This window comes from Bradyrhizobium sp. PUT101, assembly GCF_052043945.1.
In the GTDB taxonomy this organism is placed as follows: Bacteria; Pseudomonadota; Alphaproteobacteria; order Rhizobiales; family Xanthobacteraceae; genus Bradyrhizobium.
The window spans coordinates 6,287,998-6,303,415 of the sequence record NZ_CP197207.1; the positions used below are offsets into that span (position 1 = coordinate 6,287,998).

Genomic DNA, 15,418 nt, shown 5'->3' on the forward strand with positions numbered 1-15,418 from the left:
CCCCTCCAAGCCCCAAGAAGAGGTTAATGATGGTCAATCGCATGCAATTCTACATCGACGGCGCCTGGGTCGATCCCGCCGTCAAGAAGTCCACCGCCGTGGTCAATCCGGCGACGGAAGAGGCGATGTACGAGGTTGCGCTGGGCTCCAAGGCCGACGTGGACAAGGCCGTCGCCGCCGCCAAGCGCGCCTTTGCCACCTTCTCCCAGACCAGCCGCGAGGAGCGCGTTGCGCTGCTGTCGAAGGTCATCGAGGTCTACAAGGGCCGTCTCAAGGAGATCGGCGCTGCTGTCTCCGACGAGATGGGCGCGCCGCTGCCGATGGCGGAAAAGCTCCAGGCCGGCGCCGGCCTCGGCCATCTCATGACCACGCTCGACGTGCTCAAGAACTATCATTTCGAGGAGCCGGTCGGCACCGCCATGGTGCTGCGCGAGCCGATCGGCGTGGTCGGCATGATCACGCCCTGGAACTGGCCGCTGAACCAGATCGCCTGCAAGGTCGCGCCCGCGCTCGCCGCCGGCTGCACCATGATCCTGAAGCCCAGCGAGTTCACGCCGACCTCGGCGCTGATCTTCGCGGAAATCCTCCATGAAGCCGGTGTGCCCAAAGGCGTGTTCAACCTCGTCAACGGTCTCGGCCCCGAGGTCGGCGCCGCCATGAGCGAGCATCCCGACATCGACATGATCTCCTTCACCGGCTCGACCCGCGCCGGCATCGACGTCGCCAAGCGCGCGGCGCCGACCGTGAAGCGCGTCAGCCAGGAGCTCGGCGGCAAGTCGCCGAACGTCATCCTCGAAGGCGCCGACCTTCAGAAGGCGGTGACCGGCGGCGTGATGCACATGTTCAACAACTCCGGCCAGTCCTGCAACGCGCCCTCGCGCATGATCGTGCCGCTGTCGAAGATGAAGGAAGTCGCCGCGATCGCGAAGGCCGTCGCCGACAAGACCAAGGCCGGCGATCCCCGCGGCGAAGGCACCACCATCGGACCCGTGGTCAATCGCGGCCAGTGGGACAAGATCCAGGGGCTGATCAAGAAGGGCATCGACGAGGGCGCAACGCTCGTCGCCGGCGGCCCGGGCCTGCCCGAGGGCGTCAACAAGGGCTTCTATGTCCGCCCGACCATCTTCGCCGACGTCACCCCTGACATGACGATCGCCCGCGAAGAGATCTTCGGACCGGTGCTGACCATCATCGGCGCCAAGGACGAAGCCGATGCCGTGCAGATCGCCAACGACACGCCCTATGGCCTCGCCGGCTACGTCACGGGTGCGACCGTCGAGGACGCCAAACGTGTCGGCCGTCAGATCCGCGCCGGCAACGTCAACCTCCAGGGCGTGCCCAACGACCGCACCGCGCCGTTCGGCGGCTACAAGCAGTCGGGCAACGGCCGCGAGTGGGGCAAGTACGGCCTCGAGGACTTCCTCGAGGTGAAGGCCGTCGCCGGCTTCAACGCGGCGTAAGCTTTATCGCCTGATCAAAACATGACGCCGGAGCGGGAAACCGCTCCGGCGTTTTTGTTGATCTCTCTCCTTTCGTCATTCCGGGGCGTCGCGTCAGCGACGAACTCGGAATCCATTTGTCCGCCGCCTCTGCTGCACAATGGATTCTCAGGTGCGCAATCGCGCACCACAGCTCGCGCCGAAGAGGCGCGCCCCGGAATGACGCCAGAGAGAGAAGCGCCTATCCCCCCAGCGCCCCCTGCGTGTTCACATACAGCGCGTAGATCGACTGGCTCGCCGCCATGAACAGGCGGTTGCGCTTGACGCCGCCGAAGCAGAGATTGGCGCAGCGCTCGGGCAGCGCGATGCGGCCGATCATGACGCCGTCGGGCGCGAACACCACGACGCCGTCGAGTTCGGGATCGCCCATGCCCCAGCCGCACCAGAGATTGCCGTCGATGTCGCAGCGCATGCCGTCGGGCGTGCCGGGACCGGCATCGATGTGGACGCGCTTGTTGGAAATCGTGGTGCCGTCAGGCGAGACGTCATAGGCGAGGATCTTGCGGTTCGGCACGCCGCGCGATTCCACGACATACAAAATCTTCTCGTCCGGCGAGAAGCACAGCCCATTCGGACCGAGCGCGCCTTCGGTGACGATCGTCGCCTTGCCGGTCGCGGGATCGAGCCGGTAGACGTTCGGCTCGATCTCGGGTTCTGCCGTGTAGCCCTCGTAATTGCCGAGCAAGCCGAAGGTCGGATCGGTGAACCAGATCGAGCCGTCCGATTTGACGACGACATCGTTCGGCGAGTTCAACCGCTTGCCGTTGAATTGATCCATCAGCACGGTGATGCTGCCGTCATATTCGGTGCGCACCACGCGCCGCCCGCCATGCTCGCAGGTGACGAGCCGGCCCTGGCGGTCGCGCGTGTTGCCATTGGCGAAATTGGAGGGCTTGCGGAACACGCTGACCGCACCGGTCTCCTCCTCCCATTTGATGATGCGCTGGTTCGGGATGTCGCTGCACAGGAGATAGCGCCCGTCGCCGAACCACACCGGCCCCTCGGCCCAGCGCAGCCCGGTCGCGAGCCGCTCCACCGCCGACAATTTCAGCCAGTATTTTTCGAAGCGAGGATCGAGTGCGTGAATGGCTGGATCGGGATAGTAGCTGGCCGGCCGCCAGCCTGGCCGTTCCTGGGTGTGGGACGATGCCTCATTCATGTCGGTTCTCTCGTTTCGTTCCCTCTGGACAAACCTGCTATCATTAGAGACATGTGACCGCAAATCGGTCAGCACAGGCGAGGGAAGACATGCCGCGCATCTTGATGACGGGAGCTTCGGGCGGAATCGGCACCAGCCTGCGGAAACTGCTGCCGCCGATCTATCCGGATCTGCTGCTCTCCGACATCAAGCCGCCGGCCGATCTCGGCGCGAACGAGAAATTTAAGGCCGCCGACCTCGCCGATCTCGCGCAATGCGAAGCGATTTGCGAGGGCGTCGACGGCATCCTCCATTTCGGCGGCTATTCGGTCGAAGGCAGCTGGGATCAAATCCTCCAGGCCAACATCATCGGCGGCTACAATCTGTTCGAGGCGGCCTACCGCAAGGGCGTCAAGCGCGTGGTGTTCGCCTCGTCGAATCACGCCGTCGGCTTCTATCCGCGCCACCACAGGATCGGCACCGACGTCACTGCGCGGCCCGACAGCCGCTACGGCGTCAGCAAGGTGTTCGGCGAGGCCGTCGGCGCGCTCTATGCCGACAAGCATGGCCTGAAGGTGACTTGCCTGCGCATCGGCAATTTCGGCGACATGCCGCTCGACCAGCGCCGGCTCTCGATCTGGCTCAAGCCCGACGACCTCGTGCAGCTCTGCCGCATCGGGCTCGAGCATCCCGACATCCATTTCGAGGTTTTCTACGGTGCCTCTTTCAACGAGCGTGCCTGGTGGGACAATCACCGCGCCTACGAGCTCGGCTATCGCCCGACCGGCCGCGCCGAAGATTTCCGTGAGCACGCGATGGCGGAGCAGGCCAAGCTGAAGCCGGACCCGGTCGGCGATTATTTCCAGGGCGGCACGTTCTGCAGCATGGAGTTCGATGCCGACCCAGGCGGCGTGATCGACTGGACCAAGCGTTAGAAGCGGCTCACCTGCCGAGCGTCAACAGCGGCTTGCCCGTCTCGACAATGTAGGTCGCAAGCTCCGCCGCGTTGCTGCTGCCGACGTTCTTCACCGCGTGATGTACTCCGTGAGGAATGAGCAGCACGTCGCCGGCCTTCAGGATCACCGGCGGCCTGCCGTCGAACCGATACTCCAGCTCGCCTTCGATCATATAGACGAGCTCTTCGCCCGGGTGACTGTGCCTGACGGCGACGACGCCCGGAGGAAAGTCGACGCGGACCTGGACGACCTCGCGTCCGGGGACGCTCAGAGCTTCCTTCATGAGATGGGTGCGCTTGATGTCTCCCAGCCGTGGCTCCTCGGATCGTGCGGCGAGCGAAGTCAGGCTGGTTGCGGCGATCAGCGCCGCCGCAACGATGATTCCATATCTCTTCATGTGAATGGCCTTTCGGTTGTGCGCGATGTTGCGCGGGTGTCGATCAGGCGGCGGCGGCAGCCGCCGGCGTTGCGCGAAAGCTGATGGCCATGCGGTTGTAGGCATTCATCAGGCTGATGGCGATCGTGAGGTCCACAAGCTCACGCTCCTCGAACACGGCGCGTGCGGCCTGGTATGCCTCGTCGGGCACGCCCGTCTCGGCAACCCGTGTCACCGTTTCCGCCCATGCCAGGGCAGCCTGTTCGCGTTCGTCGAAGAGATTGCCGGCCTCGCGCCAGGCCTGCAGCAACGCGATCTTCTCGACCTTCTCTTCCTTCTTGAGCAGGTCGCGCGTGTGCATGTCGAGACAGTAGGCGCAATTGTTGATCTGCGAGATCCGCAGATAAACCAGCTCGATCAGCGTGGCGGAGAGCCGGCTCTGCAGGACGTAGCCGTAGACGCCGCCGAGCGCCTTGATGCCGGCCGGCGCGATCTGGTTGTAGTCGAGACGCTTACTCATGTTTCTCTCCTTGATGATGATTCTGCTGGACGGCAGTGGTCAGATCCTTCTCGCTGCTGTCGACGACGAACACTGCGAGCAGGCTTGCGGGTTTGGACCGGCTCGCATTGCGGCTGACGGGATGACGGGAGCCCGGCGGCTCGTAAAAGCTCTCACCGGTGCGGTAGACCCGTCTGGGTCCGTCGTTCACCTGAGATTCGATTGCGCCTGACAGCACGTAGCCGAAGATGAAGGCCGACTTGGCGTGGATGTGCGAAGGCGACGCTCCGCCGGGTGCGTAGTTCACAACCAGGGCGACGACTGACTTGCCCGGGATATTGGGGATCGATTGCTCGAAGTGCGGCGTGACCGTTTCGCCGATGCCGTGGGCGGCGCTGGGTGCCGCACCCGCAATGGCAATTGCAGCGAAAGCCGCCCCGAAGATGAATGGCACTTTCATGGAGGGTCTCCTGTTTTCGAATTCGTGTCTGTTGCGCTGTGGGGTGAGTTCTCACCTGCGGATGACGGCCTTCAGCGAGTCCGTGAATACCCAGAAGGAAGCGGCGAGTAGGCCGACGTCCTTCAGCAGGAACTGGCCCGGAGCGACCGTGATCGCGGGCGCCCCGAGCTCCGGCACGACGACGCCAGGCGTCGAGATCATGAAGCTCAGCGTCGTGACGAACAGTCCGGCCGAGAGAAGGCCGCCGGCTGTGGAATAGATCGGGCTTGCCAGCCGAAGCGCGATCAAAGACCCGATGCTCAGTTCGACGAAGCCGAGAAAGGTGGAGAAGCCGCGGACCGAAAACAGCGCGTAGAACCAGCGCAACAGTGGGCTGTTCTCTACCAGAGGAACCAGCCCCTGTGCTTCGTAGTCGGTGAACTTCATCCCGCCGAACCAGGCATAGATGATTGCAAGCGATGCATAGAGACCGATCCGGCTGACCGGTTCGGCGTAGGCGAGCAGGCGTTCAGACTGGTCGCGCCAGCTGATGGTGCGGCTCAGCGCGATGGGTGAGGTGGGCGCGTGGCTGATGATGCGTGACATGGTTGTCTCCGTTTTGATGCTGGGTTTCGCTCACGCATTCACGTGCGTGTGCAGGTTGTAGCGAGGGGCGGGAATGGCGCTCGAGAGCTTGTTCATCATGGCGAGCCGCGTGCTCTCGTGGCGATCCCACGCGGACTTGTCGGCCAGCGCCGGGATCGTCACGACCTCGCCGAGGTCGAGACCCGCGAGCGCCGCGTCGACCATGTCGTCGGCCGACATGACGATCCCGGCAGGCAGTTGGTGAACCGGCGTCCCGGCGACATCCCAAAACTCGGTCGCGGTGGCGCCCGGCAGCACGGCCTGCACGCGGATGCCCTTGCCGGCGAGCTCGTGAACGAGCGACTGGGTGAAGGCGAGCACGAAGGCTTTCGAGCCGCCGTAGACGCCGTTGAGCAGCTCCGGCGCGATCGCGGCGATGGAGGCGATGTTGATGATGGTGCCATGGCCGCGGTCGATGAATCCGGGGACCGCCGCGTAGGTCAGGCGCGTCAGCGCGCCGACGTTGAGGCGGATCATGTCCTCCATCTTCTCGACGTCGGAAGCGATCAGCGGAGCTGAGGCACCGACGCCGGCGTTGTTGACCAGCACCGAGATGCCGGGCTCGGTTCTGAGCAGTTGCTGGACATGGCGCAGGTCGGCAGGGGATGTGAGATCGGCTTCCACCGTCTCCACCCTGCGGCCGCTTTCATTGGCGAGCCTGCGCGCCAGCGATGCGAGCCGCTGCCTGTTGCGCGCAACGAGGATGAGGTCGTGGCCGCGCTTCGCCAGGCGATCGGCGTAGATCGCCCCGATTCCGGTCGAAGCACCGGTGATGAGGGCAGTGCCTTTTCTGGTCTGGGTCATTTTCGTCTCCTCTCCGTTTCGATGCGGAGAGGAATAGGTGCTTCCGGAAATGACGGGTATCTGGCAAAATCGGGATCTATCCTTCCAGAATATGGAAGTACCCAGATGGATCGTCTCGAAAGCATGTCGGTGGTCTTGGCGGTGGCGGAGGCCGGCAGCCTGTCCTCCGCCGCACGCCGTCAGAAAATGCCGCTGGCAACGGTGAGCCGGAAGGTGTCGGAACTCGAGGAGCACCTGCGCACCAAGCTGTTTCACCGATCGAGCCGCGTCCTCGTTCCCACCGATGCCGGGCGCTCCTACATCGCCGCGGCCAAGCGAATTCTTGCCGATCTCGCCGAGGCCGAGCGCGTTGCCTCGGGCGAATACACCACGCCGCGCGGAGATCTGAGTGTCACGACACTCGTCGCACTCGGTCGCCTGTGCCTGCAGCCAATTCTAGCCGAGTTTCTTGCGGCATTCCCGGAAGTGGACGTTCAGCTCAACTTGCAGGACCGGACGCTCAATCTCCTGGACGAGCACATTGACGTCGCGCTTCGCGTCGGGGATCTCGCCGACAGCGGCCTGATCGCCGTGCGAGCGGGAGAAATTCGCCGCGTGGCCTGCGCCAGTCCGGCCTATCTGGAATTGCGCGGGATACCGAAGTCTCCCGACGATCTCTCTGCGCATGACTGCATCAGCTATCCTCCGCTTCAGTCGCCGAACATCTGGAGGTTCAAACGGGGGCAGACCGAGTATGCGGTGCCCGTGCGGTCACGCTTCATCGCGAGCAGTCTCGAATCGGCCTTCGATGCGGCACGCGCAGGCATTGGGGTCACCGTCGCGTTCTCGTACCTCGTCGCGGAGCCGCTGCGGTCCGGAGATCTCGTCGCGCTTCTGCAGGACTTTCAGCCCCCGCCACAACCGGTCAACTTCGTCTATTCGCCCAACCGCTTCATGCCGGCCAAGCTGCGAGCCTTTCTCGATTTTGCAGTACCGCGCCTGAGGGCGCGCCTGGCCGACATGCCCCGGGACGTGGCGTCGCGGAAGCAACGGGCGTAGCTGTGTCGGGCGCGGACATCAGAAATGCAGGTTGAGACGCAGTAGCGCCTGGTGCCGCTCGAACTGCTCCAGGTTGAGGCTGCGGTTGTCGCCGACCGCGCTGCCTGCAACCTGCATCTGCCAGGTGCCGGAGATGCCGACTTCCTTCGAGATGGTGTAGGAGAAGGTCGGGCCAGCGAAGACTGCATCGCCTACGAAGCGGTCGAGTGCGCCGCCGTCATAGGCCCGCGCGTAGCGAACGCCGAGGCCGAGCACGAGTTCGGGCTGCACTGCGTACGAGATCGCTGCCTGGAGCTGCATCTCGGAATCGTGTCGCCAAAGATTGGTCGCGATCTCGCGGGTTCCGCCAGTCCCGTACCAGACGTTGAAGGCCGCAAACAGCCTGTCCTTGACCAGTTCGCGATCGAACAGCGCGGCAAACTCTGCGCCATATTGCGCGATGTGCATGCCGCTGGCGTCGTCGATCCGGCTCCAACCGGGCTGCGCATGGAGGGTCAGTCCGAAGGGGGCGACGGCACGATCGACCAGCTTGTAGCGCAGTTCGAGCGCGGCGCCGCTGAAAGCGACATCCGAATGATCGGCAAGGCCCGGAACGCCGTTGATGCGCTGTCCGCTCAGTGCAAATCCGGGGGCGATCCGGAAATTGTCCGAGACCGTGTATTTGACCTGGTTGAGATTGGCCCAGGCTGCGTAGGTGCCGGAGCGCTTGCCGAACGCGCCGACATTCTCGAACTCGACCTCGATTTCGCCGGGCTTGCCGATGTCGGAGCCCATGCTGAAGCCGAAGATGTGCTCGGTGTCGATGTCCGCATGGGTCGACGGCAACCCGCCCGCCAGCTTGTTGACGCCGAGGCCTGGTGTGGAGCCGGGCCAGGGAGCGGCATATGCGAGGCCGCGTGCGCCCTCGTCAGCGGAGGCGGAGACGCAGCTCGCCAGATGACCGGCGACGATGGCTACCGCCGCTATTGCGCCCGGGAAGCTCGATTTTCTCACCACGACAAACCACCAACCTACGCAAACCAGGGCACTGATCGACGCAGGGGGCTTTGGGTTCGCGCGCAACCCCCTGCGACTGCAAGTCATTCGCAACAAGATTTCACAGTTTCGCGAGGGATGCAACTACTTGCTAATCATTCTTAGTTGCGTTCAATCTGTTCCCCCCAGCTGGCCCGAAGTGCGAGGGAAGTCTGCTGATGACGCACCGGTGCTGGCGGTCGGCGAAGTTCAGCTGCTTGCACCATGAGAATTGGAGTTGCGCCGAGTTCCACCCAATCCGCGCCGGAGAAGCTGGAAAACCGGAGCGCTCCGCACTCGTTCGGGGGCCGTCGAGATCGGACGCAGGATCAATTTCGGGAGTTGAACCTGCGACGAGCCGTGCTGTGAGATGCTCGCTTGAGGAGGGGCCCGGCCACCAAGCGTCAGGCCTGCAACTCGGCTTATTGACAATTAGGGGGCTGGCCTTACCACGACGACAAAGCTGAAGGGAGCGACCTGATGACGAGTGGCTTGCGCAAGGGTTTGACCAGCTACGGCGATGCCGGCTTCTCGCTGTTCCTGCGCAAGGCGTTCATCAAGGCGATGGGCTACTCCGACGACGCGCTGGAGCGCCCGATCGTCGGCATCACCAACACGTATAGCGACTACAATCCGTGCCATGGCAACGTCCCGCAGATCATCGAAGCCGCCAAGCGCGGCGTGATGCTGTCTGGCGCGATGCCGTTCGTATTCCCGACCATCTCGATCGCCGAAAGCTTTGCGCATCCGACCTCGATGTACCTGCGCAACCTGATGGCGATGGACACCGAGGAGATGATCCGCGCCCAGCCGATGGATTCGGTGATCGTGATCGGCGGCTGCGACAAGACGCTGCCGGCGCAGGTGATGGCGGCGATCAGCGCGGATCTGCCGACGGTGGTTATTCCGGTCGGTCCCATGGTGGTCGGCCATCACAAGGGCGAGGTGCTGGGGGCCTGCACCGATTGCCGTCGGCTGTGGGCCAAATATCGCGCCGGCGACATGGACGATGCCGAAATCGAGGCGGTGAACGGGCGCCTCGCGCCGTCGGTCGGCACTTGCATGGTGATGGGCACGGCCTCGACCATGGCCTGCATGATCGAAGCCATGGGCCTGTCGCTGCCGATGAGCGCGACGATCCCGGCGCCGCATGCCGAGCGTTTCCGTCTCGCCGAGGCGAGCGGCAAGGTGGCCGCCGAGATGGCGAAGACGAAGGGGCCGAAGCCCAGCGAGTTGCTGACACCTGCGTCTTTCAGGAATGCGCAGGTCGTTCTCCAGGCGATCGGCGGGTCGACCAATGGCCTGATCCATCTGACCGCGATGGCGCATCGCTCGCCGCACCGGCTCGATCTCGAAGTGTTCGATCAGATCGGCCGCGAGGTGCCGGTGCTGGTCGATCTCAAGCCGTCCGGCGAGCATTACATGGAGCATTTCCATCACGCCGGCGGCATGCCGAAGCTGCTGGCGCAACTCGGCGATCTCATCGATCTCGATGCCAGGACCATCTCGGGCCAGACGCTGCGCGATGTCGTGGCGAATGCGGAGGACGTGCCTGGGCAGGACGCCATCCGTTCGCGTGACAATCCGATCAAGAAGGAGGGCGGCCTCGCCATCCTGCACGGCAATCTCGCGCCGCGCGGCGCCGTCATCAAGCAGTCGGCCGCGAGCCCGAAACTGTTGCAGCACACCGGGCGGGCAGTCGTTTTCGAATCCGTCGAGGACATGACCTTGCGGGTCGACGATCCCGATCTCGACGTCACTGCCGACGACGTGCTGGTGCTGCGCAACGCCGGCCCCAAGGGCGCGCCGGGCATGCCCGAGGCGGGCTATCTGCCGATCCCGAAGAAGCTTGCGCGCGGCGGCACCAAGGACATGGTGCGCATCTCGGATGCGCGCATGAGCGGCACCGCGTTCGGCACCATCGTGCTCCATATCACGCCGGAATCCGCCGTCGGCGGGCCGCTGGCGCTGGTGCAGAACGGCGACATGATCCGCCTCGACGTCGGAAGGCGCAGCATCGAGCTGCTGGTCGATGCCGCCGAGCTGGAGCGGCGCCGCGCCGCGCTGAAGCCGGCCGCCGTGCCTGAGGAAACGCGGCGCGGCTACGCCTGGCTGTTCAACGAGACCATCATGCAGGCCGACGAGGGCTGCGACTTCGACTTCATGCAGAGGACCGGGAAGCAGACGGAGAAGCGTTGATCGGCCGCGCGAACGAACGCTCGGATCGGCTGCTTCAAATTGCCGGCGGAGACAGGCTGCATCTGTCCTAGGTAACGACCTGCTCGATCCGCCACAGCGCGTCTTCGTGCAGGTAGCGGAACGGCGTGCCGTGGCTGTTCTTGAAATAGCTGCCACATAATGCGTTTGCCATGGCTTGCATCACGGCGTCGTGGCAGACGAACAGGAGATTATCGTCGGGATGGCGCGCGAGCCACCCCGAGACGCAGGCCAGCGACCGTCCGGCCATGGCGTCCCAGCTTTCGCCGTCGGCCGGCAGGATCGACACGAGACCCGTCGCGGATTTGACGCCGTGCTTGATCATAAGGTCGCGGACGGGGAGGCCTTCAAAGCTGCCGAAATCGAACTCGATGATGCCGTCGTCGATCGCGAGCGGCACCGCGATCACGTCCGCGATGATCTCGGCCGTCCGCGCCGCGCGTACCAGGGGGCTTGCGACGATGCGGCTGATGCCGACGCCGCGCAGCACGTGCGCGGCCTCGCGCGCTTGTCGCAGGCCATCGTCGTTCAGCGGATTGTCGGTGCGGCCCTGGAATCGCCCCTCGCGATTCCAGTCGGTCGCACCGTGACGGAGGCCGTAGAACGTGCGCGCGGGCCTCGTCACTTCGACTTGCTCGTGAACTTCTTCACGGCGGTGCGGAACGCCTCCGTGTTCATCGCCATGATGATCTTGTGCTCCTCGGCATCGAGCTGCTGCTTCACCGGCGTGGTCGCGGCCTGGTAGACCAGCTGCTTGGTGCCGGCAATCGCGGCCGGCGGATTCTGCGCCAGCCGTTCGGCAAGCTGCCGTGTCGCCGCCTTCAGCTCGGTTGCGGGAACGGTCTTGGCGACAAGGCCCCATTCATAGGCCTGCTGCGCGGTGAAATTGTCCTCGGCGAGAAAAATCTGCAGCGCGCGGCGCGAGCCCACCGTGCCGACGATGCCGACCGTCGAGCCGCCATCCGGCGACACCCCGATCTTGGCATAGGCCGGGGTGAACTTGGCGTCCTCCGCGGCGATGCAGAGGTCGGTGACGAAGGCGAGGCCCATGCCGGCGCCGGCGGCCGAGCCGTGCACGCTGGACAGCGAGATCTTCGGCATGCGCCTGATGATCTCGATGAAGGCATGATAGTGCCTGAGCAGCTCGCCGACGACGGGCGTCACCGTGCCGGCTTCGGCGGCGGCTCCGATCGTCTGCAGATCGCCGCCGGCGCAGAACGCGCGTCCCTCGCCTTCGAGGACGACGACGCGGATGTCGTCCGCGGCTTCGATATAGGCCGCGAGCTGTTCGAGCTTCTGGGCAATTGCAAGGTTGATCGCGTTGAACGCAGCAGGGCGGTTCAGCGTGATGGTCGCGATCGGGCCGTCGACCCGCAGCAGGGCGGGATCATCGGGCTTTGAGACGGGAGCGGTCATCTGGAAAATCCCCGGCAGGAGGTCGAGACTCGAACTAAATCGCAGAAGGCGAGGGGTGACAATCCCCAGCCGCCGCCCTTGCGCCGGGCGGAACGATAGGCTCAAATGGGCTCGCCTTCGCCAGGGAACGGACACGAGCGCCGGCTCCTCCTAAGGCCAGCAAACCAAAATCAGCGAGAGAGGAGACGGCATGGGTTACGCTCGTGTCTTCCGGAAATGGGCTGTCCAATGACGGGCGGTCCGGTGATCATCGTCGGCGCAGGCCATGGCGGCTATCAGGTCGCGGCATCGCTGCGCCAAGCCGGCTTTTCGGAGCGCATCTGCCTGGTCAACGACGAGGCGCATCTGCCCTATCAGCGCCCGCCACTGTCGAAGGCCTACATCAAGGGCTCTGCCGGACCGGAGAGCCTGATGTTCCGGCCGGAGAAATTTTATCAGGACCAGAAGATCGAGCTGATCGCGGGCCGCGCCGCCTCGATCGACCGCGCGGGGCACAAGGTGCATCTCGAATCCGGCGAGACGCTGGCCTACGGCCACCTCGTGCTGGCGACCGGCGCGCGCAATCGCCTGCTCGACCTGCCCAATGCCAATCTGCCCGACGTGAGATATTTGCGCATCCTCGACGACAGCGAGGCGCTGCGCAAGATCATGCCGTCGAAGACACGTGCGGTGATCATCGGCGCCGGCTTCATCGGACTCGAATTCGCCTCCACCGCGCGGATCAAGGGCCTCGAGGTCGACGTGCTCGAGCTCGCCCCGCGCGTGATGGCGCGCGCGGTGACATCAGAGGTCTCGGAGTATTTCCAAGAACGCCATCGCGAGGCCGGTATCCGCATTCACTTGGGTGTGCAGGCCACCGCGATCGAGGCGGAGGGCGGCAAGGTCACCGGCGTTTCCTTGAGCGACGGACGGCATCTGCCGGCCGATCTCGTCGTGGTCGGCGTCGGCGTGCTGCCGAACATCGAGCTCGCGGCCGAGGCGGGGCTGCAGGTCGCGGCCGGCATCATCGTCGACGAATATCTTGCGACGGCCGATCCAGACATCTCCGCGATCGGCGATTGCGCGCTGTTCGCGAGCCCGCGCTTCGGCGGATCGCTGCGGCTGGAATCGGTGCAGAACGCCACCGATCACGCCCGTTGCCTCGCGGCACGGCTGACTGGCGACAAGAAGCCTTACGTTGGTCATCCCTGGTTCTGGAGCGACCAGGGCGATGACAAGCTCCAGATCGCTGGGCTCACCACCGGCTACGACCGCGTCGTGCTGCGCGGAGACCCCGCCAGGAAGGCGTTCTCTGCTTTCTGCTACAAGGGCGACAAGCTGCTCGGCATCGAATCGATCAACCGCGCCGGCGATCACATGTTCGGCCGCCGCCTGCAGGCGATGGACCGCTCGATCACGCCAGAGCAGGCCGCGGACGAGAGCTTCGACCTGAAGAGCGCACTGGCGTGAGCGCTTAGCGCGGCAAAACCGCCGCCACCTCCGCGGCCGTCGGCATCGATGGCCCGGCGCCCATCCGCTGCACGCTGATCGAGGCGGCGGCGTTGGCGAAGGCGAGGGCGGCGCGCAAGGGCACATCGTCGGCGAGTTGCGCGGCCAGCGCGCCGACAAAGCAATCGCCGGCGCCTGTGGTGTCGACCGCCTTCACCGCGCGGCCGGGCACGGCAATCTCCTCGCGCCCCGCCAGCGCGAGCACGCCGCGCTTGCCGAGCGTGACGCAGATGGTCTGGTCCTCGCGCGCTTGAAGCTGCCGCGCCACGGCAATGATCCTTCCCGCCTCGTCGCTCTCGGAGAGCCCGCTCCCTGCGAGGAAGCCGAGCTCGGTCTCGTTCAGCACGAGGATGTCGACGAGCGCGAGCAGCTCGCGGGACATGGCCTGCGCCGGTGCGGGGTTGAGCAGCGTCGTCGCTCCGGCGGCACGGGCGCGCCTGAAGAACGCGGCGATGGCCGGCAGCGGAATCTCGAACTGGCTGACGGCGACGTCGCCGGCCAGCAGCGGGACGACGTCGACGTCGTCAGTGGCGACAAGCCCGTTCGCCCCGGGAATGACGACGATGGTGTTGTCGGCCTCCGCCACCGTGATGATGGCCGTGCCGGTGTGGGCCTCCGCCGTCTCCACGACATAGCCGAGATCGATGCCCTGCTCGCCGAGGAAGGCCTTCAGCTCGCCTCCGAATGGATCCTTCCCCAGCCGTCCGATCAGCGTGGTCCGCGCGCCAAGCCGTGATGCCGCGACCGCCTGGTTCGCGCCCTTGCCGCCCGGAAAATACAGCACCTGGCGGCCGGCGACGGTCTCGCCGACCCTGGGATGGCGATCGGCGGTCGCCACCACATCCATGTTGATGCTGCCGGCGACGAAGACACGTCCCATCTTGATCCCTGTGACCGCTAGACCCTGACCTCGAACTCGTGCCTGACCTTGGCGATGTCGACGAGCGTCGGCAGGCCGGCCTCGTTGCCGAGGCGCTGGATCTTGAAGGTCGAGGCGGCGCGTGCGAAATCAAAATGCTCGCGCCAGCTTTTTCCGGGATGGGCGAGGTAGGAATAGACATAGGCGCCGTGGAAGACGTCGCCGGCGCCGTTGGTGTCGATGACGCGCTCGCGCGGGATCGGCATCGCCGGCATCACCTGCACCGTTCCTGTCTCGTCGTACCAGAGCAGGCCCTTCTCGCCCATGGTGACGCCGCCGATCTTGCAGCCGCGGCCCTTGAGGTAGTCGAGCATCTTCTCCGGCGTCAGGTCCATCTGCTCGCACAGCCGCTCGGCGACGATCGCGACGTCGATGAATTCGAGCAGCTCATGCGTGTTGGTGCGCAGGCCGCCGCCGTCGAGCGAGGTCAGGATGCCGGCCTCGCGGCAGACTTTTGCGTAGTAGATCGCGGCATCCGGCTGATGGCCGTCGACATGCAGCGCGCGGCAGCCGCCGAGATTGAGCATCGGGAACGGATGGATGTGCTCGTCGTCGCGGCAGCGGACGATTGCGCGCTTGCCATCCTTGGGCATGATGAAGGAGAGCGAGGACTGGTTGACCTTGCGCCCATGCAGCGAGATGCCGTACTTCGCGCACATGTCCTGGAACATGCGCCCCAGCCAGTCATTGGCTGCGGTGGCGATGAGATCCGGTACGATGCCGAGCTTGGCGCAGCAGAAGGCCGCCGTCACAGCGTTGCCGCCGAAGGAAACCGCGTAGTCCGAGGCCACGTGCTTCTCGTCGCCGGTCGGCATGTGGTCGGTGATGAAGACGACGTCGATATAGGTCTGTCCGATGAAGAGAGCCTGCATTGCTTGTCCGTGATGCGCTTGTGGTCCCGGCCGGCGGGATTACTCTAGCACCGGTTCCGCTCCGGAGGGACGCTGAAATTATTCGCAAAACTGCCGCC

At 64.9% G+C, this 15,418-nt stretch carries 16 protein-coding genes; 5 read left to right on the forward strand and 11 right to left on the reverse strand.

Annotated elements, in window-relative coordinates:
* Positions 1–29: 29 nt before the first annotated feature.
* Positions 30–1,460: an aldehyde dehydrogenase family protein gene (locus tag ACSHT2_RS30125; protein ID WP_440642964.1), complete on the forward strand. Its 1,431-nt coding sequence runs from the start codon at positions 30–32 to the stop codon at positions 1,458–1,460.
* Positions 1,461–1,680: 220 nt separating this feature from the next.
* On the opposite strand, the gene ACSHT2_RS30130 is transcribed toward ACSHT2_RS30125, so the two are convergent.
* On the reverse strand, positions 1,681–2,658 hold the full coding sequence (locus ACSHT2_RS30130) for an SMP-30/gluconolactonase/LRE family protein (RefSeq protein ID WP_440638420.1): 978 nt from the start codon (positions 2,656–2,658) through the stop codon (positions 1,681–1,683).
* 89 nt (positions 2,659–2,747) lie between these two features.
* Between ACSHT2_RS30130 and ACSHT2_RS30135 the strand changes: the two genes are divergently transcribed.
* Positions 2,748–3,572, forward strand: coding sequence for an NAD-dependent epimerase/dehydratase family protein (locus ACSHT2_RS30135; RefSeq protein WP_440638421.1), 825 nt, complete (start codon positions 2,748–2,750; stop codon positions 3,570–3,572).
* A gap of 7 nt (positions 3,573–3,579) precedes the next feature.
* Here the strand turns inward: ACSHT2_RS30135 and ACSHT2_RS30140 are convergent, their stop codons facing one another.
* The 5 genes from ACSHT2_RS30140 to ACSHT2_RS30160 are packed head-to-tail and all read right to left on the reverse strand — an operon-like array spanning position 3,580 to position 6,356.
* Positions 3,580–3,990: a cupin domain-containing protein gene (locus tag ACSHT2_RS30140; protein ID WP_440638422.1), complete on the reverse strand. Its 411-nt coding sequence runs from the start codon at positions 3,988–3,990 to the stop codon at positions 3,580–3,582.
* Between the two features lie 43 nt (positions 3,991–4,033).
* On the reverse strand, positions 4,034–4,489 hold the full coding sequence (locus ACSHT2_RS30145; RefSeq protein ID WP_440638423.1) for a carboxymuconolactone decarboxylase family protein: 456 nt from the start codon (positions 4,487–4,489) through the stop codon (positions 4,034–4,036).
* Entirely contained in the window at positions 4,482–4,928 is a 447-nt protein-coding gene (locus tag ACSHT2_RS30150) for a cupin domain-containing protein (protein ID WP_440638425.1), read from the reverse strand. The genes ACSHT2_RS30145 and ACSHT2_RS30150 overlap by 8 nt, the downstream gene beginning before the upstream one ends.
* 51 nt (positions 4,929–4,979) lie before the next feature.
* Positions 4,980–5,513 (reverse strand): YkgB family protein, encoded by a 534-nt coding sequence (locus tag ACSHT2_RS30155; protein WP_440638426.1) that lies wholly within the window; start codon positions 5,511–5,513, stop codon positions 4,980–4,982.
* Positions 5,514–5,543: 30 nt separating this feature from the next.
* Entirely contained in the window at positions 5,544–6,356 is an 813-nt protein-coding gene (locus tag ACSHT2_RS30160; protein ID WP_440638427.1) for an SDR family NAD(P)-dependent oxidoreductase, read from the reverse strand.
* Between the two features lie 105 nt (positions 6,357–6,461).
* Here ACSHT2_RS30160 and ACSHT2_RS30165 point away from each other — a divergent pair, with 105 nt between their 5' ends.
* Entirely contained in the window at positions 6,462–7,394 is a 933-nt protein-coding gene (locus tag ACSHT2_RS30165) for a LysR family transcriptional regulator (RefSeq protein WP_440638428.1), read from the forward strand.
* An 18-nt stretch (positions 7,395–7,412) separates the two neighbouring features.
* On the opposite strand, the gene ACSHT2_RS30170 is transcribed toward ACSHT2_RS30165, so the two are convergent.
* The gene (locus ACSHT2_RS30170; RefSeq protein ID WP_440638429.1) at positions 7,413–8,390 is read right to left on the reverse strand and encodes a hypothetical protein; all 978 of its coding nucleotides are present in this window, start codon (positions 8,388–8,390) and stop codon (positions 7,413–7,415) included.
* Positions 8,391–8,888: 498 nt separating this feature from the next.
* On the opposite strand from ACSHT2_RS30170, the gene ACSHT2_RS30175 reads away from it, so the two are divergent.
* Entirely contained in the window at positions 8,889–10,607 is a 1,719-nt protein-coding gene (locus tag ACSHT2_RS30175) for an IlvD/Edd family dehydratase (RefSeq protein ID WP_440638430.1), read from the forward strand.
* 67 nt (positions 10,608–10,674) lie between these two features.
* Here the strand turns inward: ACSHT2_RS30175 and ACSHT2_RS30180 are convergent, their stop codons facing one another.
* Positions 10,675–11,250 carry a histidine phosphatase family protein gene (locus tag ACSHT2_RS30180; RefSeq protein WP_440638431.1) on the reverse strand — a complete coding sequence of 192 codons (576 nt, stop codon included), beginning with the start codon at positions 11,248–11,250 and terminating at the stop codon, positions 10,675–10,677.
* Positions 11,247–12,041 carry an enoyl-CoA hydratase/isomerase family protein gene (locus ACSHT2_RS30185; protein WP_440638432.1) on the reverse strand — a complete coding sequence of 265 codons (795 nt, stop codon included), beginning with the start codon at positions 12,039–12,041 and terminating at the stop codon, positions 11,247–11,249. The genes ACSHT2_RS30180 and ACSHT2_RS30185 overlap by 4 nt, the downstream gene beginning before the upstream one ends.
* Positions 12,042–12,269: 228 nt before the next feature.
* On the opposite strand from ACSHT2_RS30185, the gene ACSHT2_RS30190 reads away from it, so the two are divergent.
* The gene (locus tag ACSHT2_RS30190) at positions 12,270–13,490 is read left to right on the forward strand and encodes an NAD(P)/FAD-dependent oxidoreductase (protein ID WP_440638433.1); all 1,221 of its coding nucleotides are present in this window, start codon (positions 12,270–12,272) and stop codon (positions 13,488–13,490) included.
* A gap of 4 nt (positions 13,491–13,494) precedes the next feature.
* Here the strand turns inward: ACSHT2_RS30190 and ACSHT2_RS30195 are convergent, their stop codons facing one another.
* The gene (locus ACSHT2_RS30195) at positions 13,495–14,409 is read right to left on the reverse strand and encodes a ribokinase (protein WP_440638435.1); all 915 of its coding nucleotides are present in this window, start codon (positions 14,407–14,409) and stop codon (positions 13,495–13,497) included.
* Positions 14,410–14,426: 17 nt separating this feature from the next.
* On the reverse strand, positions 14,427–15,320 hold the full coding sequence (locus tag ACSHT2_RS30200; RefSeq protein WP_319333938.1) for a sugar kinase: 894 nt from the start codon (positions 15,318–15,320) through the stop codon (positions 14,427–14,429).
* Positions 15,321–15,418: the final 98 nt, after the last annotated feature.

Coding starts and splice junctions, on each gene's coding strand:
- ACSHT2_RS30130 (WP_440638420.1), bottom strand. CDS start 2,658: ATGAATGAGGCATCGTCCCACACCCAGGAACGGCCAGGCTGGCGGCCG.
- ACSHT2_RS30150 (WP_440638425.1), bottom strand. CDS start 4,928: ATGAAAGTGCCATTCATCTTCGGGGCGGCTTTCGCTGCAATTGCCATT.
- ACSHT2_RS30185 (WP_440638432.1), bottom strand. CDS start 12,041: ATGACCGCTCCCGTCTCAAAGCCCGATGATCCCGCCCTGCTGCGGGTC.
- ACSHT2_RS30165 (WP_440638428.1), top strand. CDS start 6,462: ATGGATCGTCTCGAAAGCATGTCGGTGGTCTTGGCGGTGGCGGAGGCC.
- ACSHT2_RS30160 (WP_440638427.1), bottom strand. CDS start 6,356: ATGACCCAGACCAGAAAAGGCACTGCCCTCATCACCGGTGCTTCGACC.
- ACSHT2_RS30155 (WP_440638426.1), bottom strand. CDS start 5,513: ATGTCACGCATCATCAGCCACGCGCCCACCTCACCCATCGCGCTGAGC.
- ACSHT2_RS30135 (WP_440638421.1), top strand. CDS start 2,748: ATGCCGCGCATCTTGATGACGGGAGCTTCGGGCGGAATCGGCACCAGC.
- ACSHT2_RS30200 (WP_319333938.1), bottom strand. CDS start 15,320: ATGCAGGCTCTCTTCATCGGACAGACCTATATCGACGTCGTCTTCATC.
- ACSHT2_RS30125 (WP_440642964.1), top strand. CDS start 30: ATGGTCAATCGCATGCAATTCTACATCGACGGCGCCTGGGTCGATCCC.
- ACSHT2_RS30145 (WP_440638423.1), bottom strand. CDS start 4,489: ATGAGTAAGCGTCTCGACTACAACCAGATCGCGCCGGCCGGCATCAAG.
- ACSHT2_RS30140 (WP_440638422.1), bottom strand. CDS start 3,990: ATGAAGAGATATGGAATCATCGTTGCGGCGGCGCTGATCGCCGCAACC.
- ACSHT2_RS30175 (WP_440638430.1), top strand. CDS start 8,889: ATGACGAGTGGCTTGCGCAAGGGTTTGACCAGCTACGGCGATGCCGGC.
- ACSHT2_RS30195 (WP_440638435.1), bottom strand. CDS start 14,409: ATGGGACGTGTCTTCGTCGCCGGCAGCATCAACATGGATGTGGTGGCG.
- ACSHT2_RS30190 (WP_440638433.1), top strand. CDS start 12,270: ATGACGGGCGGTCCGGTGATCATCGTCGGCGCAGGCCATGGCGGCTAT.